This is a genomic window from Gulosibacter chungangensis (assembly GCF_008831155.1).
In the GTDB taxonomy this organism is placed as follows: Bacteria; Actinomycetota; Actinomycetes; order Actinomycetales; family Microbacteriaceae; genus Gulosibacter; species Gulosibacter chungangensis.
This window is the reverse complement of record NZ_WBKB01000002.1, coordinates 275,158-297,619: the sequence shown is the minus strand read 5'-3', so window position 1 is coordinate 297,619 and position 22,462 is coordinate 275,158. Positions and strand designations below refer to the sequence as shown.

Here is a 22,462-nt window from a genome sequence, read left to right as displayed (position 1 = left end):
ATCTCTCACTGTGACGGCGGTCGATGTGGGTCCCCTGACTGAGAGGAAAACCGTCTACCTGCTTCGTCACCAGGGATAACGCCTCTGACGGCCGATTTATGCCCGAAACTGAAAAGTCGGTGAAATTGCTTAGACTCTTCTGCATGTCTGATCTCACCCGTGCCACCCGCTATGGGGTTCTCCGCGGAGATATCGAACATGAAATTGAAATTAAGCGATCCCGGTTCATTTGCTACTTGAGTCGCGTGGAGTCGCAGACCGAGGCCCGCGAGTTTGTCGAACTAATTCGCGCCGAGCACCGCCTGGCGCGTCATCACTGCACCGCTTTTGTGATCGGCGCCGATCGCATGATTCAGCGCTCAAATGACGACGGTGAGCCTTCCGGCACCGCGGGCTTGCCAATGCTCGAGGCGCTCACGTTGTTTACCCGACCCCAAGAACCGACACCTGATCTCTCCGACACCATTGCGGTGGTCGTCCGCTATTTCGGCGGAGTGCTCTTGGGCGCGGGTGGACTCGTGCGCGCCTATTCTGATTCAGTCTCCCAGGCTCTCGCGCTCGCGAAATTCTACACACGGCAGCGCATGCGTTTGTTCTCCCTCGCAGCACCGCATGCCGAGGCTGGTCGCTGGGAAAATGAACTTCGATCGAGTGGCATTGAGGTGCTTGGCACCGACTACGAGACCCATAATGCGAGCATCCGGCTCGCGGTGACCGATGCCGAAGAAACCATTTCGCTGCTCGAGCAGCGGATCGCTTCCCTGACCCAGGGCACCGCGGCTTTGACGGATTCCGGAGTGTCCTGGGTTGATGTCTCGCGTTAGCTATCGGTGCTTCTCTCTTCGACCGGTACCGTGATCGGTGCCGTGTCGTAACGGATCTCATCTTCGTTGCTGCTGTGAGTTAGGTCGAGCCGCGCAAACAACTCATCGACCTGATCGAGCGTTTCGGGAATGGTGCGGGTCGTATCAATGACGATGTCAGCAATCATTCGTCGTTCTTCATCGCTGACCTGCGCATCAATTCTGGCCTGTGCTTCTTCTTCTGTCATGCCCCGGTCTTCTATCAGTCGTTCCTTACGAACGTCTGCCGGTGAATCTGCCACCCAAATGAAGTCGTAGTCGTAGTTGGAACGATTTTCGGCAAGCAGTGGAATGTCATGCACGAAGATCGTGTTCGGCTCTTCCGCGCTCACCTCTGTGATGATGCGCTCGGTAACTTTGCGAATTTCCGGATGCGTAATGTCGTTGAGTGCCTTCAGCGCTTCGTCATCATTGAACACGATGTCCGCGAGGGCCTTGCGGTCGAGAGTGCCGTCTGCGGCAATCACCTGCTGGCCGAAATGCTTGGCAATTTTCGCGAGGGCCGGTTGGTCTGGTTTTACGACCTGGCGAGCAATGTCATCCGCATCGATAATCACCGCACCAAGTTCGCGAAGGCGATTCGAAATGGTCGTCTTGCCCGAGGCGATACCTCCGGTCAGTGCAATGGTAATCACTTCGGTACCTCCAATCCGAGACTCCCGCGTCTGCGCGAAAGTACATTTGCATCTTCTGTCAGAGTACTCAGTTTGCACGCACGGTTGCCTGGAAGACGTGCAGCATCGTCATGGAAAATGCGAAAGGTGGTTGTGACACCGAATTTGCTCGGTGCCACAACCACCTATTTGCTTGCGTTGACTAGCGAACTAGTCGAAGCAGCCGGACCTTAGTTGCCCGACAGCTTCTCGCGCAGTGCAGCGAGTGCCTCGTCGTCGGCAAGGGTACCGCTGGAGTCACGCGAGTCGCTCGAGAAGCTCGAGGAGCCCGATGCGGCCGAAGCCTCTTCGACGGGAGCGTTTGCTTCCGCTTCAAGGATGGTGCGGACCTGCTCCTTGTGGGCTTCCCAACGAGTCTGAGCCTGAGCGTATTCCTGCTCCCAAGCTTCGCGCTGTGCTTCGAAGCCTTCCATCCACTCGTTGGTGTCCGGGTTGAAGCCTTCGGGGTACTTGTAGTTGCCCTGCTCGTCGTACTCGGCGAGCATGCCGTAGGTAGCCGGGTCGAAGTCGGTACCGTCGGGGTCGACACCCTCGTTGCCCTGCTTGAGCGAGAGAGAGATGCGACGACGTTCGAGGTCGATGTCGATGATCTTGACGAAGAGTTCCTGACCAACCGAGACAACCTGGTCTGCGGTCTCGATGTGCTGGTGCGAAAGCTCCGAAATGTGCACGAGGCCCTCGATGCCGTCGACGACGCGAACGAACGCACCGAACGGAACGAGCTTGGTGACCTTGCCCAGGACGATCTGACCGATCGCGTGGGTACGTGCCAGTACCTGCCAGGGGTCTTCCTGGGTTGCCTTGAGCGAGAGCGAAACGCGCTCACGGTCGAGGTCTACCTCGAGTACCTCAACGGTAACTTCCTGACCAACCTCGACAACCTCAGAGGCGTGGTCAATGTGCTTCCAGCTGAGCTCAGAAACGTGAACGAGACCGTCAACACCGCCGAGATCAACGAACGCACCGAAGTTAACGATCGAGGAAACGACACCCTTGCGGACCTGACCCTTCTGCAGATCAGCGAGGAAGTTGGCGCGAGTCTCAGACTGCGTCTGCTCGAGGAGTGCACGGCGCGAGAGAACTACGTTGTTGCGGTTCTTGTCGAGCTCGAGGATCTTCGCCTCGATTTCCTGGCCCAGGTACGGGGTCAGGTCGCGAACGCGACGCAGCTCGATGAGCGATGCGGGGAGGAAGCCACGAAGACCGATGTCAACGATGAGACCACCCTTGACGACCTCGATGACGGTACCGGTAACGACGCCGTCCTCTTCCTTGATCTTCTCGACATCGCCCCAGGCGCGCTCGTACTGCGCACGCTTCTTCGAAAGAAGCAGGCGGCCTTCCTTGTCTTCCTTCTGGATGACAAGTGCTTCAACCTCGTCGCCGAGCTCAACAACTTCGTTGGGGTCAACGTCGTGCTTGATGGAAAGTTCGCGTGAGGGAACAACACCCTCAGTCTTGTAACCGACGTCGAGGAGCACCTCGTCGCGGTCAATGCGAACGACGGTACCGGTGATGAGGTCACCGTCGTTGAAATACTTCATCGTCTCTTCGACCGCGGCGAGGAAGTCCTCTGCAGTGCCGATGTCGTTGACGGCGATCTGCTTTGCTGCCGAATCGGTCGTGATGTTCGTCATGTAGGTAGTGCTCCAGCTGGATGGATAATCGGCCCGGGCAATGGCTCGAAGCGATTAACGACGGAGCACACATTCCGGGAATACGGATAGGTAAAACGCACAAAAGTGCTGTCCCAGCGTACCCGAGCTGTTATCAAAACGCCACCGGGCCTGGTCATTTATGAGCTCTTTAATTGTGATCAGGCGCACTCAACGCTAAAGGCTCTCACTATCGGTCATGAGCGTGGAACGGATGAGGAATCTCTTCCCGGTGGGACCTTCCAAGGAAAACCCAGAACCCCTTCCCTTTACGACATCCACGAGCAGTCGCGTGTGCCGCCAGTATTCGAATTGTTCCTTCGACATCCAAAATTCAAGTTCACTCGCGGGAGTCTCACCGCTTCCTGGCAAGTCAAATGTGCCCAGCAGCACATCCGCACCACCGGTCAGGAACTCCCCCGCCGGATAGCACATCGGTGAAGAGCCATCGCAGCATCCACCCGACTGGTGAAACATTAGTGGACCATTGCGTTCGGCAAGTTCCTGCAGAAGTTCAATTGCCGCGGCTGTCAATGACACCCGAGATTTTGTTTCGCCTTCGATTGCTGGACGGGACTCAAGAGCAGCGCCCGGAAGCGCCTCATCTACATCGGTCATGATCCATATCCTTCGTAATTGCGGTAGTGGGTGCGCTGGGCCGAGCGAAGTTTTCGCACGACCCAGCGCACCCCCAGCTGCAGCGTTTGCTACAGATAGAACCCGGCAGGGTTCTCGTCGTAGCTCACCAGCAGGTTCTTGGTCTGCTGATAGTGCTCGAGCATCATGAGGTGGTTTTCACGTCCGATACCCGATGATTTGTACCCGCCAAACGCGGAGTGGGCCGGATATACGTGGTATTGGTTTACCCACACACGGCCCGCTTGAATGGCTCGACCCGCACGGTAGGCGGTATTCTGTAGTCGCGACCAGACACCGGCACCGAGACCATAGAGTGTGTCGTTGGCCTGGCTGATGGCGTCATCAAAGTCGGTGAACTTGGCAACCGAGACCACCGGTCCGAAAATCTCCTCCTGGAAGATGCGCATCTTATTCTGCCCCTCAAAAATCGTGGGGTTAACGTAGTAGCCACCTTCCAGTTCGCCACCGAGCTCCGCTCGACTGCCACCCAGGCGCACCTTCGCGCCCTCCTGCTTACCGATATCGATATAGCTGAGAATTTTCTCGAGCTGATCGTTCGAAGCTTGCGCACCAATCATGGTGTCGGTGTCTAGCGGATTGCCCTGCGTCACTCGCTTGGTGCGCTCGGTGACCGCATCAAGGAAGTCGTCATAAATCGATTCCTGAATGAGCGCGCGAGAAGGACAGGTGCAGACCTCACCCTGGTTGAGCGCAAACATCGCGAAGCCCTCTTGGGTCTTATTCCAATAGGCGTCATCGTGCTGCATGACGTCCTCAAAGAAGAGATTCGGTGATTTGCCGCCGAGTTCAAGGGTGACCGGAATGATGTTCTGCGAGGCATACTGCATGATGAGTCTGCCGGTAGTGGTCTCACCTGTAAACGCGACTTTCGCGATACGAGGGTTCGATGCCAACGGTTTGCCGCATTCGACGCCGAAGCCGTTCACGATATTGACCACCCCCGGTGGCAGCAAATCGCCGATCAGTTCAAAGAGGTACAGAATCGACGCGGGCGTCTGCTCGGCAGGCTTGAGCACAACGCAGTTTCCTGCAGCCAGCGCCGGCGCCAGCTTCCAGGTCGCCATCAATATCGGAAAGTTCCAGGGAATGATCTGCCCAACCACACCCAGGGGCTCGTGGAAGTGATATGCGGTCGTATTGTCGTCCAGTTGTGAGAGCGTGCCCTCTTGGGCACGAATCACACCGGCAAAGTAGCGAAAATGGTCGACCGCGAGCGGAATGTCAGCTGCAAGTGTTTCGCGGACAGCCTTTCCGTTATCCCAAGTCTCAGCGACCGCAATTTTTTCGAGATTTTCCTCGATCCGGTCAGCGATCCGATTGAGAATCACGGAGCGCTCAGCGACCGAAGTCTTCCCCCACGCATCCTTCGCAGCGTGGGCCGCGTCGAGTGCGACCTCAATATCCTCGGCCGTACCGCGGCCCACCTCACAAAAGACCTGGCCGGTGATCGGCGTCACATTTTCGAAATACTGGCCCTTAACCGGCGCAACCCACTCGCCACCAATGTAGTGGTCGTAGCGGCTGCGATAGTTCATGACGGCACCTTCGGTACCGGGGTTGGCGTACACAGTCATTGTGCTCCCTTGACTTCGTTGTCTTGGCTACCGCCTGGGCTCGTAGTTCTGAGCCAGCGAAGCGGTCACGCGAACAATCGCGTAGCCACATTCAACGTCATCGAGCTTGCAAATTTCCTGCGATCTCAGTCCCGCCTCGGCCATCACTGTTCCCTGCAGCGCGCATACGGAAGGGCACTGCCATCAACCTGGCAGTGCCCTTCCGTATCCAACAGGCCGTAGTTCGCCTACTACCCGGCCCTACTAATGTCCGGCAGTCTGCCAGTTCTTACCTCGGCCCACTGAGACATCAAGCGGTACCGAGAGTTCTGCAGCATTCGCCATGGCGTCTCGCACAAGCTGCTCGAGCGCATCGAATTCACCGTCGACAACTTCAAACACGAGTTCGTCGTGGACCTGCAGGAGCATCCGAGAGCGCAAGCCCTCCGCACGCATCCGTTCGTCGACTTTGATCATCGCAAGCTTGATGATGTCGGCAGCTGACCCTTGGATGGGCGCGTTGAGCGCGGCACGTTCGGCGTTCTGCCTCGCCACTCGGTTATTCGAGTTGAGGTCCGGGAAGGGGCGGCGACGACCGAAAATTGTTTCCGTGTAGCCGTCTTCCTTAGCCTTGGCAACGGAATCGCGCAGGTAGTCACGCACCTTGCCAAATCGACCGAAGTACTCGGTCATCAAATCTTTGGCCTCGCCCTGCGAGATGCCCAGCTGTTTCGAGAGGCCAAAGGCAGACAGGCCGTATACCAATCCATACGACATTGCCTTCACCTTGGTGCGCATTTCCGGAGTGACCGCGTCCGGAGCGACCCCGAACACCTGCGAACCGACGTAGCGGTGCGTGTCCTCATGTCGATTAAACGCGTCGATAAGCGACTCATCGCCGGAGAGATGCGCCATGATGCGCATTTCAATCTGCGAATAGTCAGCGGTCAGCAGCTCGACGTAGTCACCACTCGTAACGAAGGCCTCGCGGATACGCTGCCCTTCGAGCGAACGAATCGGAATGTTCTGCAGGTTCGGATCGGTGGAGGCCAGTCGTCCGGTGGCTGCTGCGGTCTGCTGATATGTGGTGTGGATGCGCCCGTCATCGGCCACCGCTTTGATCAGCGAGTCCATAATCTGCTTGAGCTTCGTGGCATCACGGTGATGCCGCAGAGCACCGAGGAAGGGGTGTGGGTTTTTCTGCTCGAGTTCTTCCAAGGCCTGTGCATCAGTGGAGTAGCCAGTCTTCGTGCGACGAGTCTTCGGCATGTTCAACTGCTCAAACAGCACCGTTTGGAGTTGCTTCGGCGAACCAAGGTTGAACCGTTCCCCGCCAACAGCCGAAAACGCTTCTGCCTCGTATTTCGCGATTTGCTCTCCCTGTGCGGCGGAGAGTTCGCTCAGCAGTTCGCTATCGATCGCAATTCCCGTGTGTTCCATGTCACCGAGAATCGTCACCAGTGGCGACTCAATATCGAAGAATACGGGCTTGGTAACCTCGGGGAGTCGGTCGATCGCGGCTTGGGTTGCTCGCTTGGTGAACCAGGCATCGGATGCGGTGAAGTTAGTTGCTTCTTCCTCGAGCGAAATGAGCTGGTTCGGGTCGGTTTCTGGCAGCGTCTCCCCCAGGTACTGCTGCACGAGTTCCGCAAGCCGCTTGGGGACCCCGGTGGGATTCACCAAGAACGCAGCAACCTTGCCATCGATGATGGCGCCACCGATGTCGATCCCCGCGGTCAGCGCCTGCTTATAAAGGTCCTTCCCCTCGAACGTGAGCTTCGGCGCATCCGACTTTAGCCAATCGAAGAACGCAGTATTGTCCGCCCCGGCAACGATGCGCGCCGCTTCCGTGGCACTCGCGATACCGGCTTCCGTGAACTGGCCGTCCACGAAATCAATCGTGATGCCGAGACCCTCTGGTGCAGACTTTTCAGCCTGTTCGAGCCAGGCCGCCAGTGCATCCCCCTCGAGCGCATCCAGCAACGTCACTTCATCGAGCACGCTCGAGGTATCCGCAGTGACAACCGCACCATCGCGCTCGGTGGCGAGCTTCAGCACACGATCTTGCAGCGTGCGGAACTGCAGGCGGGTGAAGATATCCCGAACGGCATCCACGTCGATCGGTCGAATCGTGAGGTCGTTCGGGCCGTGTGGGAGTTCCACATCCGTGAGCAACCGGTTGAGCTTGCGATTGCGGACCGCATTCTCGCGGTGTTCACGGAAGGACTCTCCCACCTTGCCGGTGAGCTCGTCTTGCCGCGCCAAGATCTCATCGAGGGAACCGAACTGGGCGATCCACTTCGCGGCGGTCTTCGGACCGACTTTCGGGATGCCGGGCAGGTTATCGGCTTTTTCTCCCACCATTGCCGCAAGTTCTGGATACTGCTGTGGGTAAACACCGTATTTCTCAAAGACCGCTTCGGGCGTGTAGCGAGTGAGCTTTGATACGCCTTGCACCGAAGGATAGAGGAGCGTGGTCTCTTCGTTCACGAGCTGAATCGCATCCCGGTCCCCCGAAACCACCAGCACATCGTAACCAGCGTGTTCGCCCTGCGAAGCGAGGGTGGCAAGAATGTCGTCGGCCTCGAAGTCGTCCTTCTGCATCCAGGTAATGCCCATCGCCGAGAGGGATTCCTGCAGGAGTTCGATCTGACCCTTAAATTCGGGAGGCGTCTCGTCACGCCCACCCTTGTAGTCTTCGAACTCCCGATTTCGGAAGGACTTCGATCCCGCATCAAACGCCACCGCGATGTGGCTGGGATTGTGGTCACGCAGCAGGCTCAGCAGCATGGAAATGAATCCGTGGATCGCATTCGTGTGCTGACCTTCTGAGTTCACGAAACTGTCCGTGGGCAGTGCGAAAAAAGCTCGAAACGCAAGCGAGTGGCCATCAATGACCATGAGGGTAGGCTTTGGCTGATTCTCAGTCACCCCGACAGCCTACGCCGGGTGACTCATCGATGCGTGAAGCCACTCAACACGCCCGCGATTCAACTCGGAGGAAGAAATTGACGAAGACGTCCATCCCAACTGAGGTCAACGGCCTGAGCATTCCAGACCAAGAAACCATCACCCACGGCATCGGTCCCGGAAATCTCGGTGCGAAGATGGGCATTCTCTTTGTTGAGGTGTCGGCTGAACGGTCCGTCGCCGTGATGCCGGTCGCCGACAATGAACAGCCGTACGGGCTGCTCCACGGCGGTGCCTATTGCGTACTTGGCGAAAGCCTCGGCTCCGTATCAGCCGCAATTCACGCGGGGGAAAACAACTATGCCGTGGGGATCGATATCAACGCGACCCACACGGCGTCAGCCACAAGCGGCTGGGTAACGGCCGAATGCCGAGCAATTCACCTCGGCGGGAGCCTCACAGTACACGAAATCGTGATCACCAATGAGGCCGGACGTCGATGCTCGACGGTGCGGATCACCAATATGATCCGCACCCGTCGTTAGCAACGAATCAACTTAGTCTTCCGACTTGGCTGGCTTCTTCTTGGGAGGAGCCAGCTGGTCAATAACTGCCTGGGCCACCTCGTGCATGGTAAGACGACGGTTCATCGATGCTTTCTGAATCCACCGGAAAGCCTCCGGCTCGCTCAGCCCCATCTTGTCAGTCAAAAGACCCTTGGCCCGGTCCACCAACTTCCGCGTCTCGAACCGCTGGCTCAGGTCGGCAACTTCATTTTCGAGGGCGATGATCTGCTGGTGACGAGCGAGCGCGATCTCGATCGCCGGCAGGAGATCATTCTGCGTGAACGGCTTCACGACGTAGGCAAGCGCACCGGCCTCCGTCGCTCGCTCCACGAGCTCCTTCTGACTAAAGGCAGTAAGCAGCACGACCGGAGCAATGTTCTCCTCGGTGAGCTGCGCGGCAGCGGAGATGCCGTCAAGCTTCGGCATCTTGACGTCCATCACCACGAGGTCCGGCCGCAGTTCTCGAGCCAAGGCGACAGCAGTCTCGCCGTCGCCGGCCTCGCCGACAACTTCGAATCCGTTGTCACGGAGTGTCTCGACAATGTCGATGCGGATGAGGGATTCGTCTTCAGCAACGACGACCCTACGGGGTGCAGTAGATGATTCGTTTTCAGTCACGATAGAAGATTACTGTACTGTAATCTTCATATGTTGGCCGGCTTGGCGGAATGGTAGACGCGACGCACTCAAAATGCGTTGTCCGTGAGGGCGTGTGGGTTCGAGTCCCACAGCCGGCACCATTGCAAAGCGCCCCGCTGAACTCTCAGCGGGGCGCTCACTTTTCTCTAGTTCTCGGAGGCGTCCGAAGTTGCTGGCTCGATAACTTTCACCGGTTCGGCCGCGGCTTCGGGGGCAGCTGGAGCTTTGGGCTGCGGTTCTTGGTGCACCTGCACCTCGGTTGAATAGGTGTCGGGGAGCGGCACAGCCGTGGGGAGCGCTGGCGACCAGTAGTAAATTCCCACCCGCTCACCCTCAACTTCTTGAATCGGAATGTAGAGGTCATAGATCTCCGCGAGCTTGCGCGGATCCATCACGTCTCGGGGGCTCCCCTGCACGATGACACGCCCGTCACGCATGGCGATCATGTGATCCGAGTAGACGGATGCGAAGTTGATGTCGTGCACGACGAAGACAATGGTCTTCCCGAGTTCGTTCGCAATTCGACGCAGGTGCTGCATCATGTGCACCGAATGCTTCATATCAAGGTTGTTCAGTGGCTCGTCAAGCAACACGTAGTCGGTGTCCTGACAGATCACCATCGCAACATAGGCGCGCTGCCGCTGGCCACCCGAGAGTTGATCGATATAGCGATCTTGCAGGTCCGTAAGCCCCATGTAGTCGAGAGCCTTGTCTACATGCTCCACGTCCGTTTTGGTTAGCCTGCCCTGACTGTGCGGGAAACGGCCGAACGCCACGAGATCTCTGACCGACAATCGCACCGTGAGGTGGTTTTCCTGGCGCAAGATCGCCATTCGCTTCGCAAGCACAGGCGATTTTGTCGTCGAAACGTCCAGACCGTCCACCGTCACGACGCCAGCGCTCATCGGTTCCAGACGACTCACGAGCGAGAGCAAGGTTGATTTACCCGCACCGTTCGGCCCAATAATTGACGTGATACCGCCAGCGGGGATAGTCAGTGACACGTCATCCACCACGACCGTGTCGCCGTAGCGTTTCGCCACTGATTGAACTGTGATCACGAAATTTGCCTCCAAAACCTGGCTACTTTTGCCAGCAAAACACCTAATCGAGCAACGACCACTTGCGAGTCCGCGACGGAAACCCCGAAGTCCAGTCAAATCCGTCGAGTCTGACACTCGAAAGTATAAAGAATTCCAAGAATGCTCTAAGGTAAGGATACCCTTAACGAATCCGGGGGCCACAACTGTGTCCCCTCCACCAACCAAGAAAGGCGTCATGAAGTCTCCCAAGTTCCGGCTTCTCGCAATTGCCGCAATTTCCGCATTCGCCCTCGCAGGATGCGCGACCTCCGGTGACACGGCCCCAACCGATGCAGCCTCGACCGAAGCTGCTGCCGCTGCTGGCACCGTCACTATTGAGGACAACACCGGCACACACGAAATCCAGACTCCAGTTGAGACCGTTGTCGCCTTGGACAACCGCACCTTTGAAACCCTCAGCGACTGGGGCATTGAGCTCGCGGCCGCTCCGGTCGACCTCATGCCGGAAACCATCCCCTACGCGTCGGACGAAAGCATCGTCAACATCGGTAACCACCGCGAGCCGAACCTCGAGCTCATCGTTGCCGCACAGCCAGACGTAATCATCAGCGGACAGCGCTTCTCGCAGTACGACGAGGAGATCGCAAAGCTCGTGCCGGACGCAGTCATCATCAACCTTGACCCGCGCGACGGCGAAGACTTCGGCGCTGAGCTTGAGCGCCAGACGCTCGCCCTCGGCGAGCTCTTCGGCAAGCAGACCGAAGCTGAGCAGCTGGTTACCGATTTCCAGACCGCACGTGACCGCGTCACCGCCGCGTACAACCCTGAGCAGACCGTAATGTCCGTCATCGTTTCGGGTGGCGAAATCGGATACTCGGCACCGGGTGAAGGACGCACCTTCGGGCCTCTCTACAACATCTTTAACTTCACTCCCTCACTCGAAGTTGATGACGCATCGACCGACCACCAGGGTGATGACATCTCGGTAGAGGCGATCGCCGACTCCAACCCCGACTGGATCCTCGTCATGGACCGTGACGCCGGTACCAGCTCCTCAGAGGAAGAGGGCTACCAGCCCGCCGAAGAGATCATCGCGGGCGCTGAGGCCCTCCAGAACGTGACCGCCGTTCAGGAAGGCAACATCTACTACGTTCCCGCCGACACGTACACCAACGAGTCGATCCAGACGTACACCGAGATCTACAACGGCATGGCCGACGCATTCGAGGGCGCAAACTAATCGCTCCGACACAAAATCACTGAGTGGTGGGTGCCAAACTTTATTTTGGCACCCACCACTCAGTGTGTCCCACCCACTATTGCAACGGTGTTATGACCTCAGTCAAAACAAAACAACCCAGTCGAGAAGCTCGTTCGCTGCAGTTACTCGACTGGAAGCTCCCGCTCGCTGTGCTCGCGGTCTTCGGATTGCTAGTGCTGTCACTCTTTGTCGGCGTCTATGACGTTGTGGGCAAAGACGACGGTGCTGAAATGTTTGCGATCACGCGCATCCCCCGTACCCTTGGGCTCGTCCTATCGGGCGCCGCAATGGCGATGTGTGGCCTAGTAATGCAGCTACTCACGCAAAATAAGTTTGTCGAACCCACCACCACCGGCACCACCGAATGGGCCGGATTGGGATTGCTCTTGGTAATGATCGTGATGCCGCAACCTACATTGCTGGCACGCACGCTCGGCGCAATCATCTTCGCGTTCGTCGGCACGATGATCTTCTTCGCGTTCCTTCGACGGGTTTCCCTTCGTTCCTCGCTCATTGTGCCAATCGTCGGCATCATGCTCGGTGCTGTCGTGAGTTCCGTATCGACCTTCATCGCGCTGCAAACTGAGCTCCTACAAAACTTGGGCATCTGGTTCGCGGGCAGCTTCACCTCGGTACTCCGAGGCCAGTACGAGGCGCTCTGGATCGTGGCCCTCGTCGTGCTCGCGGTCTTCATCCTGGCCGACCGCCTCACCGTGGCCGGACTCGGCGAGGACGTTGCCACCAACGTGGGAATCAACTACAACCGCATTATCCTTATCGGCACCGGCCTCGTTGCCATCGCAACCGGCGTCGTCACCGTGATCGTCGGAAACCTTCCTTTCCTTGGCCTCATCGTGCCGAATATCGTGTCCATGTTCCGCGGCGACAACCTGCGCAGCAACTTGCCCTGGGTTTGCCTCCTCGGCATCGCCATCGTAACGATCTGCGACATCATCGGCCGCGTCATCATCATGCCGTTTGAGATTCCGGTGTCGCTGATTCTTGGCGTCGTCGGAGCCGCGGTATTCGTCTTCTTGCTCCTTAGGCAGCGCCGTTATGGCTAGCACTACAACACTCACCACAACCGATCCCATCCGAGAATCCCCAGTACTGGGGCCGTTCAAGGACGCCAAAGCAAAGCGCCGCTATTGGATCACGCTGCTCATCATCTACGGAGTGGCACTCGCCTTCGCGTTCTTGCTGCTTGCGTGGAACAACCCAATGCCAGTGGGTACACGTGAATTTTGGCTCATCGCCGAACGCCGGTTCAACAGCGTCATCACCATGATCATCGTGGCCTGCTGCCACGCCCTCGCGACGGTCGCGTTCCAGACAATCACCAATAACCGCATCATCACGCCCTCGCTCCTCGGGTTTGAGTCGCTCTACACCGCGATCAATACCGGAGTCATCTACCTTTTCGGTGCCGCGGGTCTCCTCGCGTTTGATGGCATCCCCCGCTTCCTGCTGCTGATGGTGCTCATGATCTTGCTGGCGAGCATCCTCTACGGATGGCTGCTTTCGGGGCGGTTCGGGAATATGCAGATCATGCTGCTTGTCGGCATCATTATTGGTGGTGGGCTCGGTTCACTCTCAACCTTCATGCAGCGCCTACTCACGCCGAGTGAATTTGATCTGCTCACCGCACGCCTATTCGGTTCGGTAAACAATGCCGATCCGGACTATTTCCCAATCGCAATCCCGCTCGTAGTGGTCGCGGGAGGCCTCCTCTACCTGAACTCGCGACGCCTCAATATCCTCGCGCTCGGGCATGACATTTCCGTTGGGTTGGGCTTGAATCACAAGCGTCAGGTGATGGCGAACCTGGTACTGATCACCATACTCATGGCTACTTCGACAGCACTCGTCGGCCCGATTACCTTCCTTGGCTTCCTGACTGCGACACTCGCTTATCAGTTCTCGAACACCTACGACCACCGGTATGTGCTCCCAATGGCAGTCGGCATCGGTTTGCTCGTACTTACTGGCGCCTACTTCATCATGAACCACATCTTCTACGCCCAGGGCGTGGTATCGATCATTATCGAGTTGGTTGGCGGTTCGGTATTCCTCGCGGTGATCCTCAAACGAGGTCGTCTCTAGTACCCGGCTCGCGCCCTGCAATACAATTCTGGCCCGAACAGCGAATGCTGTTCGGGCCAGAATTGTATTGCGACGGTGATGGTTACTTGCGCATGTGTCGTCCCTCGTAGGCCGGTGCCAGCGCATCCACAGCATCGCCCACACGGTGCACACGAAGGTCGTTCGTGGAGCCCGGAACCCCTGGTGGCGTCCCGGCCACAATCACGACCTTGTCGCCGCGCTTGGCGCGACCGGTGGAAAGCAGATACTCATCGACCTGCAAGAACATTTCATCGGTGTGCGTTACTCGCTCCACGAGAATAGACCGGACTCCCCAATACAGGTTCATCCGACGACGGATTGACTCGCGCGGGGTAAAACCGAGCATCGGAATCTTCGGGCGCAGGCGTGACATTCGCCGCACTGAGTCACCGGACTCGGTGAAGACGCAGAAGTACTTCGCACCGAGAAAGTCTCCGACCTCGGTGGCAGCCAGCGTAATCACGCCGCCCTGAGTGAAAGGCTTCGTACCGAGCGGTGGAATCCGCTCCAGTCCGTGTTCTTCGGTCGCTTCAACGATGCGCGCCATGGTTTCCACGGTCACGATCGGGTACTGACCAACGCTCGTCTCGCCGGACAGCATCACTGCGTCCGCGCCGTCAAGAACCGCGTTAGCGCAGTCAGACGCTTCCGCTCGAGTGGGTCGCGGGTTCGAGATCATCGATTCCAACATCTGGGTCGCCACGATCACCGGCTTTGCCCGTCGACGCGCGAGCTCAATGGCACGCTTCTGCACGATCGGCACCGCCTCAAGCGGCAGCTCCACGCCAAGGTCGCCACGAGCCACCATAATGCCATCAAAAGCATCAACGATTTCCGCCAGATTGTCCACCGCCTGCGGCTTCTCAATCTTTGCGATTACCGGTAGGCGCACACCCTCTTCGTCCATGATCTGGTGGACCCGGTGGATGTCTTCCGCATTCCGCACAAAGGACAGCGCGATGCTGTCGGCGCCAATGCGAATCGCCCAGCGCAAATCCTCTTCGTCCTTCTCACTGAGCGCCGGCACGTTCACTGCCACTCCGGGAAGGTTGATGCCCTTATTATTCGACACCGGGCCGCCGACTTCAACGCGCGTCGTGACCGTGTTATCGGTCACCTCAATGGCACGAAGCGCGACGCGCCCGTCGTCCACCAGCAACGGGTCGCCCGGGCGGACATCCGCAGGCAGGCCTTTGAACGTGGTACCGACGATCTCCCGGTTACCAATGATGTCCTCGGTGGTGATCTTGAAAATATCACCCTCGGCAAGTTCATACGGGCCGTCTTCAAATCGGCCCAGCCGGATTTTTGGTCCCTGCAGATCGCAGAGCACCGCAACTGGCAGGCCGAGATCTTCGGAGACCTGGCGAACGAGTTGGTAGTTAGACGAGTGCACCTCGTGGTCACCGTGGCTCATATTGAAGCGGGTGACGTTTACCCCCGCTTGAATAATTCCGCGAATGCCTTCGAGGCTCGAGACTGCTGGGCCAAGTGTGGCCACAATTTTTGCGCGTCGCGACAAGTTCAGTTCTCCGTTCTCTGCAAGTCCTCGTTCGACGAGACCTGCGGTCCTCGGGTCCATTCCTGACCCACAACGGTATTCTGCCGATTGCGGGTTACCGGAAGCTAGACGAGACTAGTTTTTTGATTGAGCGGATGACTCTTCCGCATCAGAGTCTTCAGCATCCGAATCTTCGACATCAGGGTCGTCGGCGTCCGAGTCATCAGTGTCAGCCTTCTCGGCATCAGACTCGTCGGCTTCAGATTCTTCGGAATCCGGCTCTGCAGCATCCTTTTCAGAGTCCGACTCTGCAGCATTGGAAGCTTCATCCGCGGCAGCTTCCTTGGATGCCACGTCAGGCTCCTCTTCCGTCCAAATATGCCCGTCTACGTATACGGAAGTCTCTGGATCCTTGTGTTTCCGAGTTTGCACTGCAAACACAACGACGCCGAGGATCACCATCAGCAGCGCGCCAAACACATTCGAACGCATCCCGAAAATGACTTCGGAATAGTCGAGGCGAATCGACTCGATGACCATTCGACCAAGGCCGTACCAGATCAGGTAGACAGCCAGGGCCTTGCCCCAACGAAGTCGGAACACCCGTTCCAGTAGCAGGATGACTGCAACGCCAATGAGGTTCCAGAGCAGTTCGTAGAGGAAGGTTGGGTGGAACAGCGTACCTGCCGGAAGGCCTTCTGGAATTGCGCTATTAGTCGACAGAACCTCGAGACCCCATGGCAGATCGGTGGGCCAGCCAAAGAGTTCTTGATTGAACCAGTTGCCCAACCGACCAATGGCCTGGGCGAGCAGGAGTCCGGGAACCAAAGCATCAGCGAAACTCAGGAATCGAATACCTTTGATCCGACACGCAATATACGCGCCGATGGCACCGCCGATCAGGGCACCGATGATGGCGTTCCCGCCCTCCCAGATCGCGAATACTCGCCACCATTCGGCGCCCTCGTAGAAGTAATCCGCCGGGTGCGTGGCGACGTGGTAGAGCCGGGCACCCAAGAGTCCGAGAATTACTGCGGGGATTGCAATGTCAATCAACACCCAGGGCTCGGCACCCCGCGCCACCATCCGTCGATTGGTCCAGAACATCGCGACGATCATGCCCACCACGATGATGAGCGCGTATACGTGGAACGTAAACGGTCCGACGGTAAATGAAGACCATTCGATCGGTGGCGACGGGATGGACGCGGGGGCGAGAGTCACGACTTAGTTCCTGGTTCCTTCTGCGAGTGAACGGGTTACTTCTGCGAGTGATTCGAGGCCACCTTCGGCAAGTGCTCGAACCAGCGCCGAACCCACGATCGCACCTTCTGCGTATTCCAACACCGCGGCGACCTGCTCGCCTGTGGAAATGCCAATCCCCACGCAGGCGTGCTCGCACCCCAGATTGTGGAGTCGGTCGGTAAGTACGCGCGCTGCACGGTCGAGGTCTCGCCGGGCACCGGTAACACCCATGGTCGATACCGTGTACACAAAACCGCGTGACGACTTGATAATCGACTCGAGTCGTTCATCACTGGAAGTTGGCGCAGCGAGGAACACCCGGTCGAGATTGTGCTTTTCGGCAGCCGCGATCCATTCCCCAGCTTCATCGGGGATGAGATCGGGAGTAATACACCCTGCTCCCCCAGCGGCCGCGAGATCAGCGGCAAACTGCTCGACACCGTGCTGCAGAATGAGGTTGTAGTACCCCATAATCAAGATCGGAACATCGACTTCCGCGCGAACCCGGCGAACTGCGTCGAAGATCTGTGCGGTGTGGAAACCTGCCGATAGGGCCTGCTGACAGGCAGCCTGAATAACTGGCCCATCCATAACCGGGTCGGAATACGGCACACCGAACTCGATGATGTCGACCCCATTGCGAGCCAGCGTGATGGCAGCTTCAACAGAAGTGTCGAGATCCGGGAAGCCAACCGGCAAGTAGCCGATCAACGCGCCGCGGCGCTCGCTACGAATTCGGTCGAGTGTGCTCTCGACCTGCGAAGCGGAGTTCGTCACAGTTCACCGCCTACGACGCGCGAGGCGTCTCCGAGCTTGAAATAGTTCATCGCAGTCTCCATGTCCTTGTCACCGCGACCAGAAAGCGACACGATGATCGTCGCATCGGGGCCGAGCTCGCGGCCGAGTTCAATTGCTCCGGCAAGCGCATGAGCGGATTCGATCGCCGGGATAATGCCTTCCGACTGCGAAAGAAGTCGCATCGCTGTCATCGTTTCAGCGTCCGTCGCACCGCGGTATTCGACTCGACCAATCGACTGCAGCCATGAATGCGCCGGGCCGATGCCCGAGTAGTCCAGTCCGGCCGAAATCGAGTGCGATTCGATGGTCTGGCCATCGGCATCCTGAAGCAGTTTCGTCTTGGCACCGTGGAGTACACCGAGACGCCCGCGGTTCATTGTCGCCGCGTGCTTATCGGTCTGTAGGCCTTCGCCATAGGCTTCAATTCCGTAGAGCGCAACGGACTCGTCGTCGAGAAAGGCTTCGAACATACCGATCGCGTTCGACCCACCGCCGACACAGGCAACCACCGCATCCGGCAGTTTGCCGGTCTGCTCGAAGATTTGTTCCCGGGATTCCTCACCGATCACCTGCTGCAAGTCGCGCACCATCCCAGGGAACGGATGCGGGCCCGCGGCGGTCCCGAAGATGTAGTTCGTTTCGCTCACGTTGGCGACCCAGTCACGGAATGCTTCGTTAATGGCGTCCTTGAGCGTGCGGGAGCCCGCGGCAACCGAAATCACCTCGGCACCGAGCAGTCGCATCCGGGCCACGTTCAATGCCTGCCGCTCGATGTCAACCGCACCCATATAGATGGTGCACTCAAGACCGAACATGGCGGCAGCCGTCGCGGTGGCGACACCGTGCTGCCCCGCACCCGTTTCGGCGATCACGCGGCTTTTGCCCAGCCGCTTAGTGAGCAGCGCCTGACCAAGCACATTATTGATCTTGTGCGAACCGGTGTGGTTCAAGTCCTCGCGCTTCAGATAGATCTTCGCGCCACCCGCGTATTGCGAGAACCTCGGTGCTTCGGTCAGTAGCGAAGGACGACCGGCGTAGTTCTTGAGCAGGTCATCAAGTTCCGCGATGAATGCAGGGTCCTTTTTCGCGGCTTCCCACTCGGTGTCGAGTTCATCGAGTGCGGCAATGAGGCTCTCGGGAACGAATCGTCCCCCGAATTCCCCAAAGTAAGGGCCCTGTGCGTTGCGTAAATGGGTCACGTTATGCCTGTAAAAATTCTTTGATCGTTGCTTCGGGGTCGTTACCAGTTACCAATGCCTCGCCAACCAGAACCGCGTCCGCCCCGGCATCCCGGTAGCGACGCACGTGTTCGGGCTTGAGGACGGCAGATTCAGCAACCTTTACCACACCCGCTGGGTATTCCGGCGCAAGTTCACTAAACAGTTCAGGATGCATTTCAAAGGTCTTCAGATCCCGGGCATTCACACCGAGGACCTTTGCACCGGCGTCAAGCCCCCGCTGGAATTCCTCGCGAGTGTGCGCCTCGATGAGGGCCGTCATCCCGAGCTCTTCCGCGAAGCCCTTCAATCGCTCCAGGAGCGGTTGCTCCAGGCTCGCCACGATGAGCAGGATCATGTCTGCACCGGCAGCACGTGCCTCGAGGATCTGGTATTCCTCACCGATAAATTCCTTGCGGAGCACCGGAATCGAGACGCTATTGCGCACTGCACGCAAGTCATCCAGGGAGCCGAGGAACTTTCGCTCTTCCGTAAGCACGCTGATCGCCGCGGCTCCACCGCGCTCATAGAGCTTCGCGAGGGCAGCGGGATCGGGGATGTTCGCAAGGCGACCGCGCGAAGGGCTCGCGCGCTTCACCTCCGCGATGATGTGAATTTGCTCGCCGCGAGACAATGCTGCAACAGCGTCCAACGCTGGCGCTTGTGACAGTGCCTGCCGCTCAACCTCAGCGGTCGGCACCTCAGCGCGACGACGCGCAGCATCCTCCAGCGACCCCTTAAGAAGGTCGTCGAGCATCCCTAGTGACCGTGACCCTTCGGACCGAGACCGGCCGCCTTAAGAATTGGCCAGGCGATGGCTCCGAGTGCGACAAGCCCGACACCCACGTAGGTCACGACGTCCATTTCGATGAACATACCAACGGTGCCGACGATGGTACCGAGGATCATGATCGTCACACCGATCCAACCGGCAACGGAGTTGCCCTCATCCTCGACGTGGTAACGCGACAGAGCAACCTGCTTGTCTGACATGTCATGACTCCTTATTCGACGAATGTACCGCTCTAGTCTACCGGCGGATTGTGTTCTCGTTGTCGCTATCAGTCGGGTCGTCGCCCGCGGAGAGCGCGTCCCACTGAGAGATGCGATCGTTTTCTTCGATTTCGGGATGTTCGGACACGGACTCGAAGCGAGTCCGGTTGAACTTCCGGCTGCCTTGCGGCCATCGATGCGCGGTGATAATTGTCCAGACCGCAGCAAGTGAGAGCAGAATTCCTGCGATCAGTGCGACCAGCGGCCAAGCGCTCGTGCTAATCGCACCCTGCGCGATAATCTCCCGGACTCCGGCATCATCCGTAATCCCGCTGAACTGACGCACTTCAGCACCGAATCCAGCTGCCGGATCGCCGATACCAATGCTTGCCGCAACCGTTATCCCCACACCGAGCACGAACGTCAGGGTGCCGATCACATAGCGGAAGAACCTCCCTGCAATCGCCAGTGCACCCGCCGCCGCGAGGGCCGCTATACCGAACCCCATGATCGCGGTACCGGCATCCCCACCCGAGTGGGTGAAGTCGCGTTCAAACTCTTGGGTGTGAAGCCCGAGTGCGGCCCAGGGTTGCGTGAGCGTCAGCATCGCGAGCCCAGCGGCAAGCAGAATCGCAAGAATGGCAAGCTGTTTGAGACGCTTTGGACTCACGGCTAGCTTTCGTCTTGGTTCAACTCGTCGCTGGGCGATTCGGTATCTGAGTTTTCGCCGATGGCAAATGTGACACCGAGCGGATCAGCATCCCAGCAGGTGCGCGTATTGAGATGGCATGCGGCACCGACCTGGTCGACGCCCAAGAGGATCGTATCGGCATCGCAGTCCACTTGGAAGCTCATCACCCGCTGGGAGTGTCCCGAAGTGTCCCCCTTGCGCCACAGCTCACCGCGGGAACGCGACCAGTACACGGCACGGCGTGACTCCAGAGTCTGTCGGATCGATTCCGCATTCATCCACGCCATCATGAGCACCTCGCCGGTGTCCCACTGTTTTGCAATCGCTGGAATCAGTCCCTGCTCATCAAACGTGAGGGCCGCGACAATGGCTTCGATTTCGCTTCCCGTCAGTGCGGTCGCATTACGCATTCTTGGCGCCCAATCGAACTGGTAGGCCAGCCTCGTGAAGCGCCTGCTTCACATCCGAAACCGTCATTTCGCCGTAGTGGAAAACACTCGCCGCGAGCACGGCATCCGCTCCGGCTCGAATCGCGGGCGCAAAGTCGGCAACCTTCCCGGCACCACCGGATGCAATCACCGGAACGCTCGCCACCTCACGTACGAGCGAGATCAATTCGAGGTCGTAACCGTCCTTAGTGCCATCGGCGTCCATCGAGTTCACGAGTAGCTCACCGGCACCCCGTTCGCCCACTTCACGAGCCCAAACAATCGCATCAAGATCAGATTCCTTGCGGCCACCGTGGGTGGTCACCACAAACCCGGAGGGCATCCGCTCCGAACGCTTAACGTCGAGCGACAAGACAAGTACCTGGGCACCGAACTTCTGGGCAATTTCATCGATTAGCTCGGGTCTGGCAATCGCCGCCGAGTTCACCCCGACCTTGTCGGCCCCCGAGGCGAGGAGTTTGGTGACGTTCTCTACGGAACGCACTCCCCCGCCGACCGTGAGCGGCACGAAGACCTGTTCGGCGGTTCGGGTAACGAGGTCGTAGGTCGTTGCACGGTTGTCGCTGGTCGCCGTTACGTCAAGAAAGGTAATTTCATCGGCACCGTCGGCCGCGTATTTCGCAGCGAGCTCGACCGGGTCACCGGCGTCGCGAAGGTTGAGGAAGTTCACGCCCTTGACAACGCGGCCATCGGCCACGTCGAGGCAGGGAATAACGCGAACTGCAAGAGAAGTCGTATCGTTCACGTCAATCACATCCGAGCTGCCTGTAGCGCGGTCACGAGGATCGCCCGGGCACCGATTGCTGAGAGCTTGTCCATCGTGCCGTTGAGGTCGCTCTGTGGGACAAGTGAACGCACCGCTACCCATTCCTCGTCGTGCAGCGGCGACACCGTGGGCGACTGGAAACCGGGCGTGATGGCCATGGCGTCTTCGAGTCGGGAAGATGGAATGTCGTAGTCCATGATGCTGTAGCGACGAGCCACCAAGACACCCTCGAGACGCTTAATCAGGGTCTCGGCTGCACCGACCTTTTCCGGTGTGGAAATCAGGATCGCAGTGGAATCAAGAATCACCGGGCCGAAAATCTCTAGGCCGGCTTGTCGCAGCGTATTCCCGGTGGACACCACATCGGCCACCGCATCCGCCACACCGAGCTGGATGGAGGACTCAACTGCCCCATCGAGCTTGACCAGTTCAGCATCGATGCCGCGTTCGCGGAAGTACTGCTCGAGCAGCCCCGTGTAGCTTGTTGCTACCCGCTTCCCCGCGAGGTCCTCGACGGTGTTGAAGTCGCCCGGAGGGCCCGCAAAGCGGAAGGTTGAGTCGCCGAACTCAAGCGCGCGGATTTCCTGCGCCTTCGACTCAGAGTCGAGCAGCATGTCGCGGCCGGTGATACCAATATCCAGCACACCCTCACCAACGTAGGTGGCGATATCGCGTGGACGGATGTAGAAGAACTCGACGCCGTTCTCGGGGTCGAGAGCAACGAGTTCTCGGTCATTGCGGCGGCCACGGTAGCCCGCCTCGACCAACATTTCATTGGCCGTCGAAGAAAGCATGCCTTTATTCGGCACTGCGATGCGAAGCATTGATCCCCTTAGTGATGTACTGGGATGGAA

General features: G+C 58.4%; 22 protein-coding genes and 1 tRNA gene. 6 read left to right on the top strand and 17 right to left on the bottom strand.

Annotated elements, in window-relative coordinates; translation table 11 throughout:
- Nucleotides 1-143 precede the first annotated feature (143 nt).
- Nucleotides 144-824, top strand: coding sequence for a YigZ family protein (locus F8O05_RS04785; RefSeq protein WP_158051610.1), 681 nt, complete (start codon nucleotides 144-146; stop codon nucleotides 822-824).
- Here F8O05_RS04785 and coaE read toward each other — a convergent pair.
- The 5 genes from coaE to polA form a co-directional block, all read right to left on the bottom strand.
- Nucleotides 821-1,498, bottom strand: coding sequence for a dephospho-CoA kinase (coaE, locus tag F8O05_RS04780; protein WP_158051609.1), 678 nt, complete (start codon nucleotides 1,496-1,498; stop codon nucleotides 821-823). The two genes, F8O05_RS04785 and coaE, sit on opposite strands and share 4 nt — an antisense overlap.
- Nucleotides 1,499-1,707: 209 nt before the next feature.
- Nucleotides 1,708-3,174 (bottom strand): 30S ribosomal protein S1, encoded by a 1,467-nt coding sequence (gene rpsA, locus F8O05_RS04775; protein ID WP_158051608.1) that lies wholly within the window; start codon nucleotides 3,172-3,174, stop codon nucleotides 1,708-1,710.
- A 195-nt stretch (nucleotides 3,175-3,369) separates the two neighbouring features.
- The gene (locus tag F8O05_RS04770; RefSeq protein ID WP_158051607.1) at nucleotides 3,370-3,810 is read right to left on the bottom strand and encodes a DUF779 domain-containing protein; all 441 of its coding nucleotides are present in this window, start codon (nucleotides 3,808-3,810) and stop codon (nucleotides 3,370-3,372) included.
- Between the two features lie 89 nt (nucleotides 3,811-3,899).
- The gene (exaC, locus tag F8O05_RS04765; RefSeq protein WP_158051606.1) at nucleotides 3,900-5,426 is read right to left on the bottom strand and encodes an acetaldehyde dehydrogenase ExaC; all 1,527 of its coding nucleotides are present in this window, start codon (nucleotides 5,424-5,426) and stop codon (nucleotides 3,900-3,902) included.
- Between the two features lie 243 nt (nucleotides 5,427-5,669).
- Nucleotides 5,670-8,306 carry a DNA polymerase I gene (gene polA / locus F8O05_RS04760; protein ID WP_158051756.1) on the bottom strand — a complete coding sequence of 879 codons (2,637 nt, stop codon included), beginning with the start codon at nucleotides 8,304-8,306 and terminating at the stop codon, nucleotides 5,670-5,672.
- Nucleotides 8,307-8,512: 206 nt separating this feature from the next.
- On the opposite strand from polA, the gene F8O05_RS04755 reads away from it, so the two are divergent.
- A complete protein-coding gene (locus F8O05_RS04755) occupies nucleotides 8,513-8,860 on the top strand; it encodes a PaaI family thioesterase (protein WP_225735757.1) in 348 nt (115 codons plus the stop codon).
- A gap of 12 nt (nucleotides 8,861-8,872) precedes the next feature.
- Here F8O05_RS04755 and F8O05_RS04750 read toward each other — a convergent pair whose 3' ends face one another.
- A complete protein-coding gene (locus F8O05_RS04750) occupies nucleotides 8,873-9,499 on the bottom strand; it encodes an ANTAR domain-containing response regulator (protein ID WP_158051604.1) in 627 nt (208 codons plus the stop codon).
- 36 nt (nucleotides 9,500-9,535) lie between these two features.
- Between F8O05_RS04750 and F8O05_RS04745 the strand changes: the two genes are divergently transcribed.
- Nucleotides 9,536-9,621 (top strand) — tRNA-Leu (locus F8O05_RS04745).
- Between the two features lie 45 nt (nucleotides 9,622-9,666).
- Here F8O05_RS04745 and F8O05_RS04740 read toward each other — a convergent pair.
- Nucleotides 9,667-10,563, bottom strand: coding sequence for an iron ABC transporter ATP-binding protein (locus tag F8O05_RS04740; RefSeq protein WP_318655808.1), 897 nt, complete (start codon nucleotides 10,561-10,563; stop codon nucleotides 9,667-9,669).
- 235 nt (nucleotides 10,564-10,798) lie between these two features.
- Between F8O05_RS04740 and F8O05_RS04735 the strand changes: the two genes are divergently transcribed.
- The 3 genes from F8O05_RS04735 to F8O05_RS04725 all read left to right on the top strand — a co-directional run bounded on the left by F8O05_RS04735 (nucleotide 10,799) and on the right by F8O05_RS04725 (nucleotide 13,927).
- A complete protein-coding gene (locus tag F8O05_RS04735) occupies nucleotides 10,799-11,803 on the top strand; it encodes a siderophore ABC transporter substrate-binding protein (RefSeq protein WP_158051602.1) in 1,005 nt (334 codons plus the stop codon).
- Between the two features lie 92 nt (nucleotides 11,804-11,895).
- Nucleotides 11,896-12,888: an ABC transporter permease gene (locus F8O05_RS04730; RefSeq protein ID WP_158051601.1), complete on the top strand. Its 993-nt coding sequence runs from the start codon at nucleotides 11,896-11,898 to the stop codon at nucleotides 12,886-12,888.
- Nucleotides 12,881-13,927: an iron chelate uptake ABC transporter family permease subunit gene (locus F8O05_RS04725; protein ID WP_158051600.1), complete on the top strand. Its 1,047-nt coding sequence runs from the start codon at nucleotides 12,881-12,883 to the stop codon at nucleotides 13,925-13,927. The genes F8O05_RS04730 and F8O05_RS04725 overlap by 8 nt, the downstream gene beginning before the upstream one ends.
- An 82-nt stretch (nucleotides 13,928-14,009) precedes the next feature.
- On the opposite strand, the gene pyk is transcribed toward F8O05_RS04725, so the two are convergent.
- The 10 genes from pyk to hisG form a co-directional block, all read right to left on the bottom strand.
- On the bottom strand, nucleotides 14,010-15,470 hold the full coding sequence (pyk, locus tag F8O05_RS04720) for a pyruvate kinase (RefSeq protein ID WP_225735734.1): 1,461 nt from the start codon (nucleotides 15,468-15,470) through the stop codon (nucleotides 14,010-14,012).
- 114 nt (nucleotides 15,471-15,584) lie between these two features.
- On the bottom strand, nucleotides 15,585-16,673 hold the full coding sequence (gene lgt / locus F8O05_RS04715) for a prolipoprotein diacylglyceryl transferase (RefSeq protein ID WP_158051598.1): 1,089 nt from the start codon (nucleotides 16,671-16,673) through the stop codon (nucleotides 15,585-15,587).
- Nucleotides 16,674-16,676: 3 nt separating this feature from the next.
- The gene (gene trpA, locus F8O05_RS04710) at nucleotides 16,677-17,471 is read right to left on the bottom strand and encodes a tryptophan synthase subunit alpha (RefSeq protein WP_158051597.1); all 795 of its coding nucleotides are present in this window, start codon (nucleotides 17,469-17,471) and stop codon (nucleotides 16,677-16,679) included.
- A complete protein-coding gene (gene trpB / locus F8O05_RS04705; protein ID WP_158051596.1) occupies nucleotides 17,468-18,691 on the bottom strand; it encodes a tryptophan synthase subunit beta in 1,224 nt (407 codons plus the stop codon). The genes trpA and trpB overlap by 4 nt, the downstream gene beginning before the upstream one ends.
- A 1-nt stretch (nucleotide 18,692) precedes the next feature.
- Entirely contained in the window at nucleotides 18,693-19,466 is a 774-nt protein-coding gene (gene trpC, locus F8O05_RS04700) for an indole-3-glycerol phosphate synthase TrpC (protein WP_158051595.1), read from the bottom strand.
- Between the two features lie 2 nt (nucleotides 19,467-19,468).
- Entirely contained in the window at nucleotides 19,469-19,702 is a 234-nt protein-coding gene (locus F8O05_RS04695; protein ID WP_158051594.1) for an HGxxPAAW family protein, read from the bottom strand.
- A 37-nt stretch (nucleotides 19,703-19,739) separates the two neighbouring features.
- A complete protein-coding gene (locus tag F8O05_RS04690; protein ID WP_158051593.1) occupies nucleotides 19,740-20,372 on the bottom strand; it encodes a Trp biosynthesis-associated membrane protein in 633 nt (210 codons plus the stop codon).
- A gap of 2 nt (nucleotides 20,373-20,374) precedes the next feature.
- On the bottom strand, nucleotides 20,375-20,803 hold the full coding sequence (gene hisI, locus F8O05_RS04685) for a phosphoribosyl-AMP cyclohydrolase (protein ID WP_158051592.1): 429 nt from the start codon (nucleotides 20,801-20,803) through the stop codon (nucleotides 20,375-20,377).
- Entirely contained in the window at nucleotides 20,796-21,587 is a 792-nt protein-coding gene (gene hisF / locus F8O05_RS04680) for an imidazole glycerol phosphate synthase subunit HisF (RefSeq protein WP_225735733.1), read from the bottom strand. The genes hisI and hisF overlap by 8 nt, the downstream gene beginning before the upstream one ends.
- 5 nt (nucleotides 21,588-21,592) lie before the next feature.
- Nucleotides 21,593-22,432: an ATP phosphoribosyltransferase gene (hisG, locus tag F8O05_RS04675; protein WP_158051590.1), complete on the bottom strand. Its 840-nt coding sequence runs from the start codon at nucleotides 22,430-22,432 to the stop codon at nucleotides 21,593-21,595.
- Nucleotides 22,433-22,462: the final 30 nt, after the last annotated feature.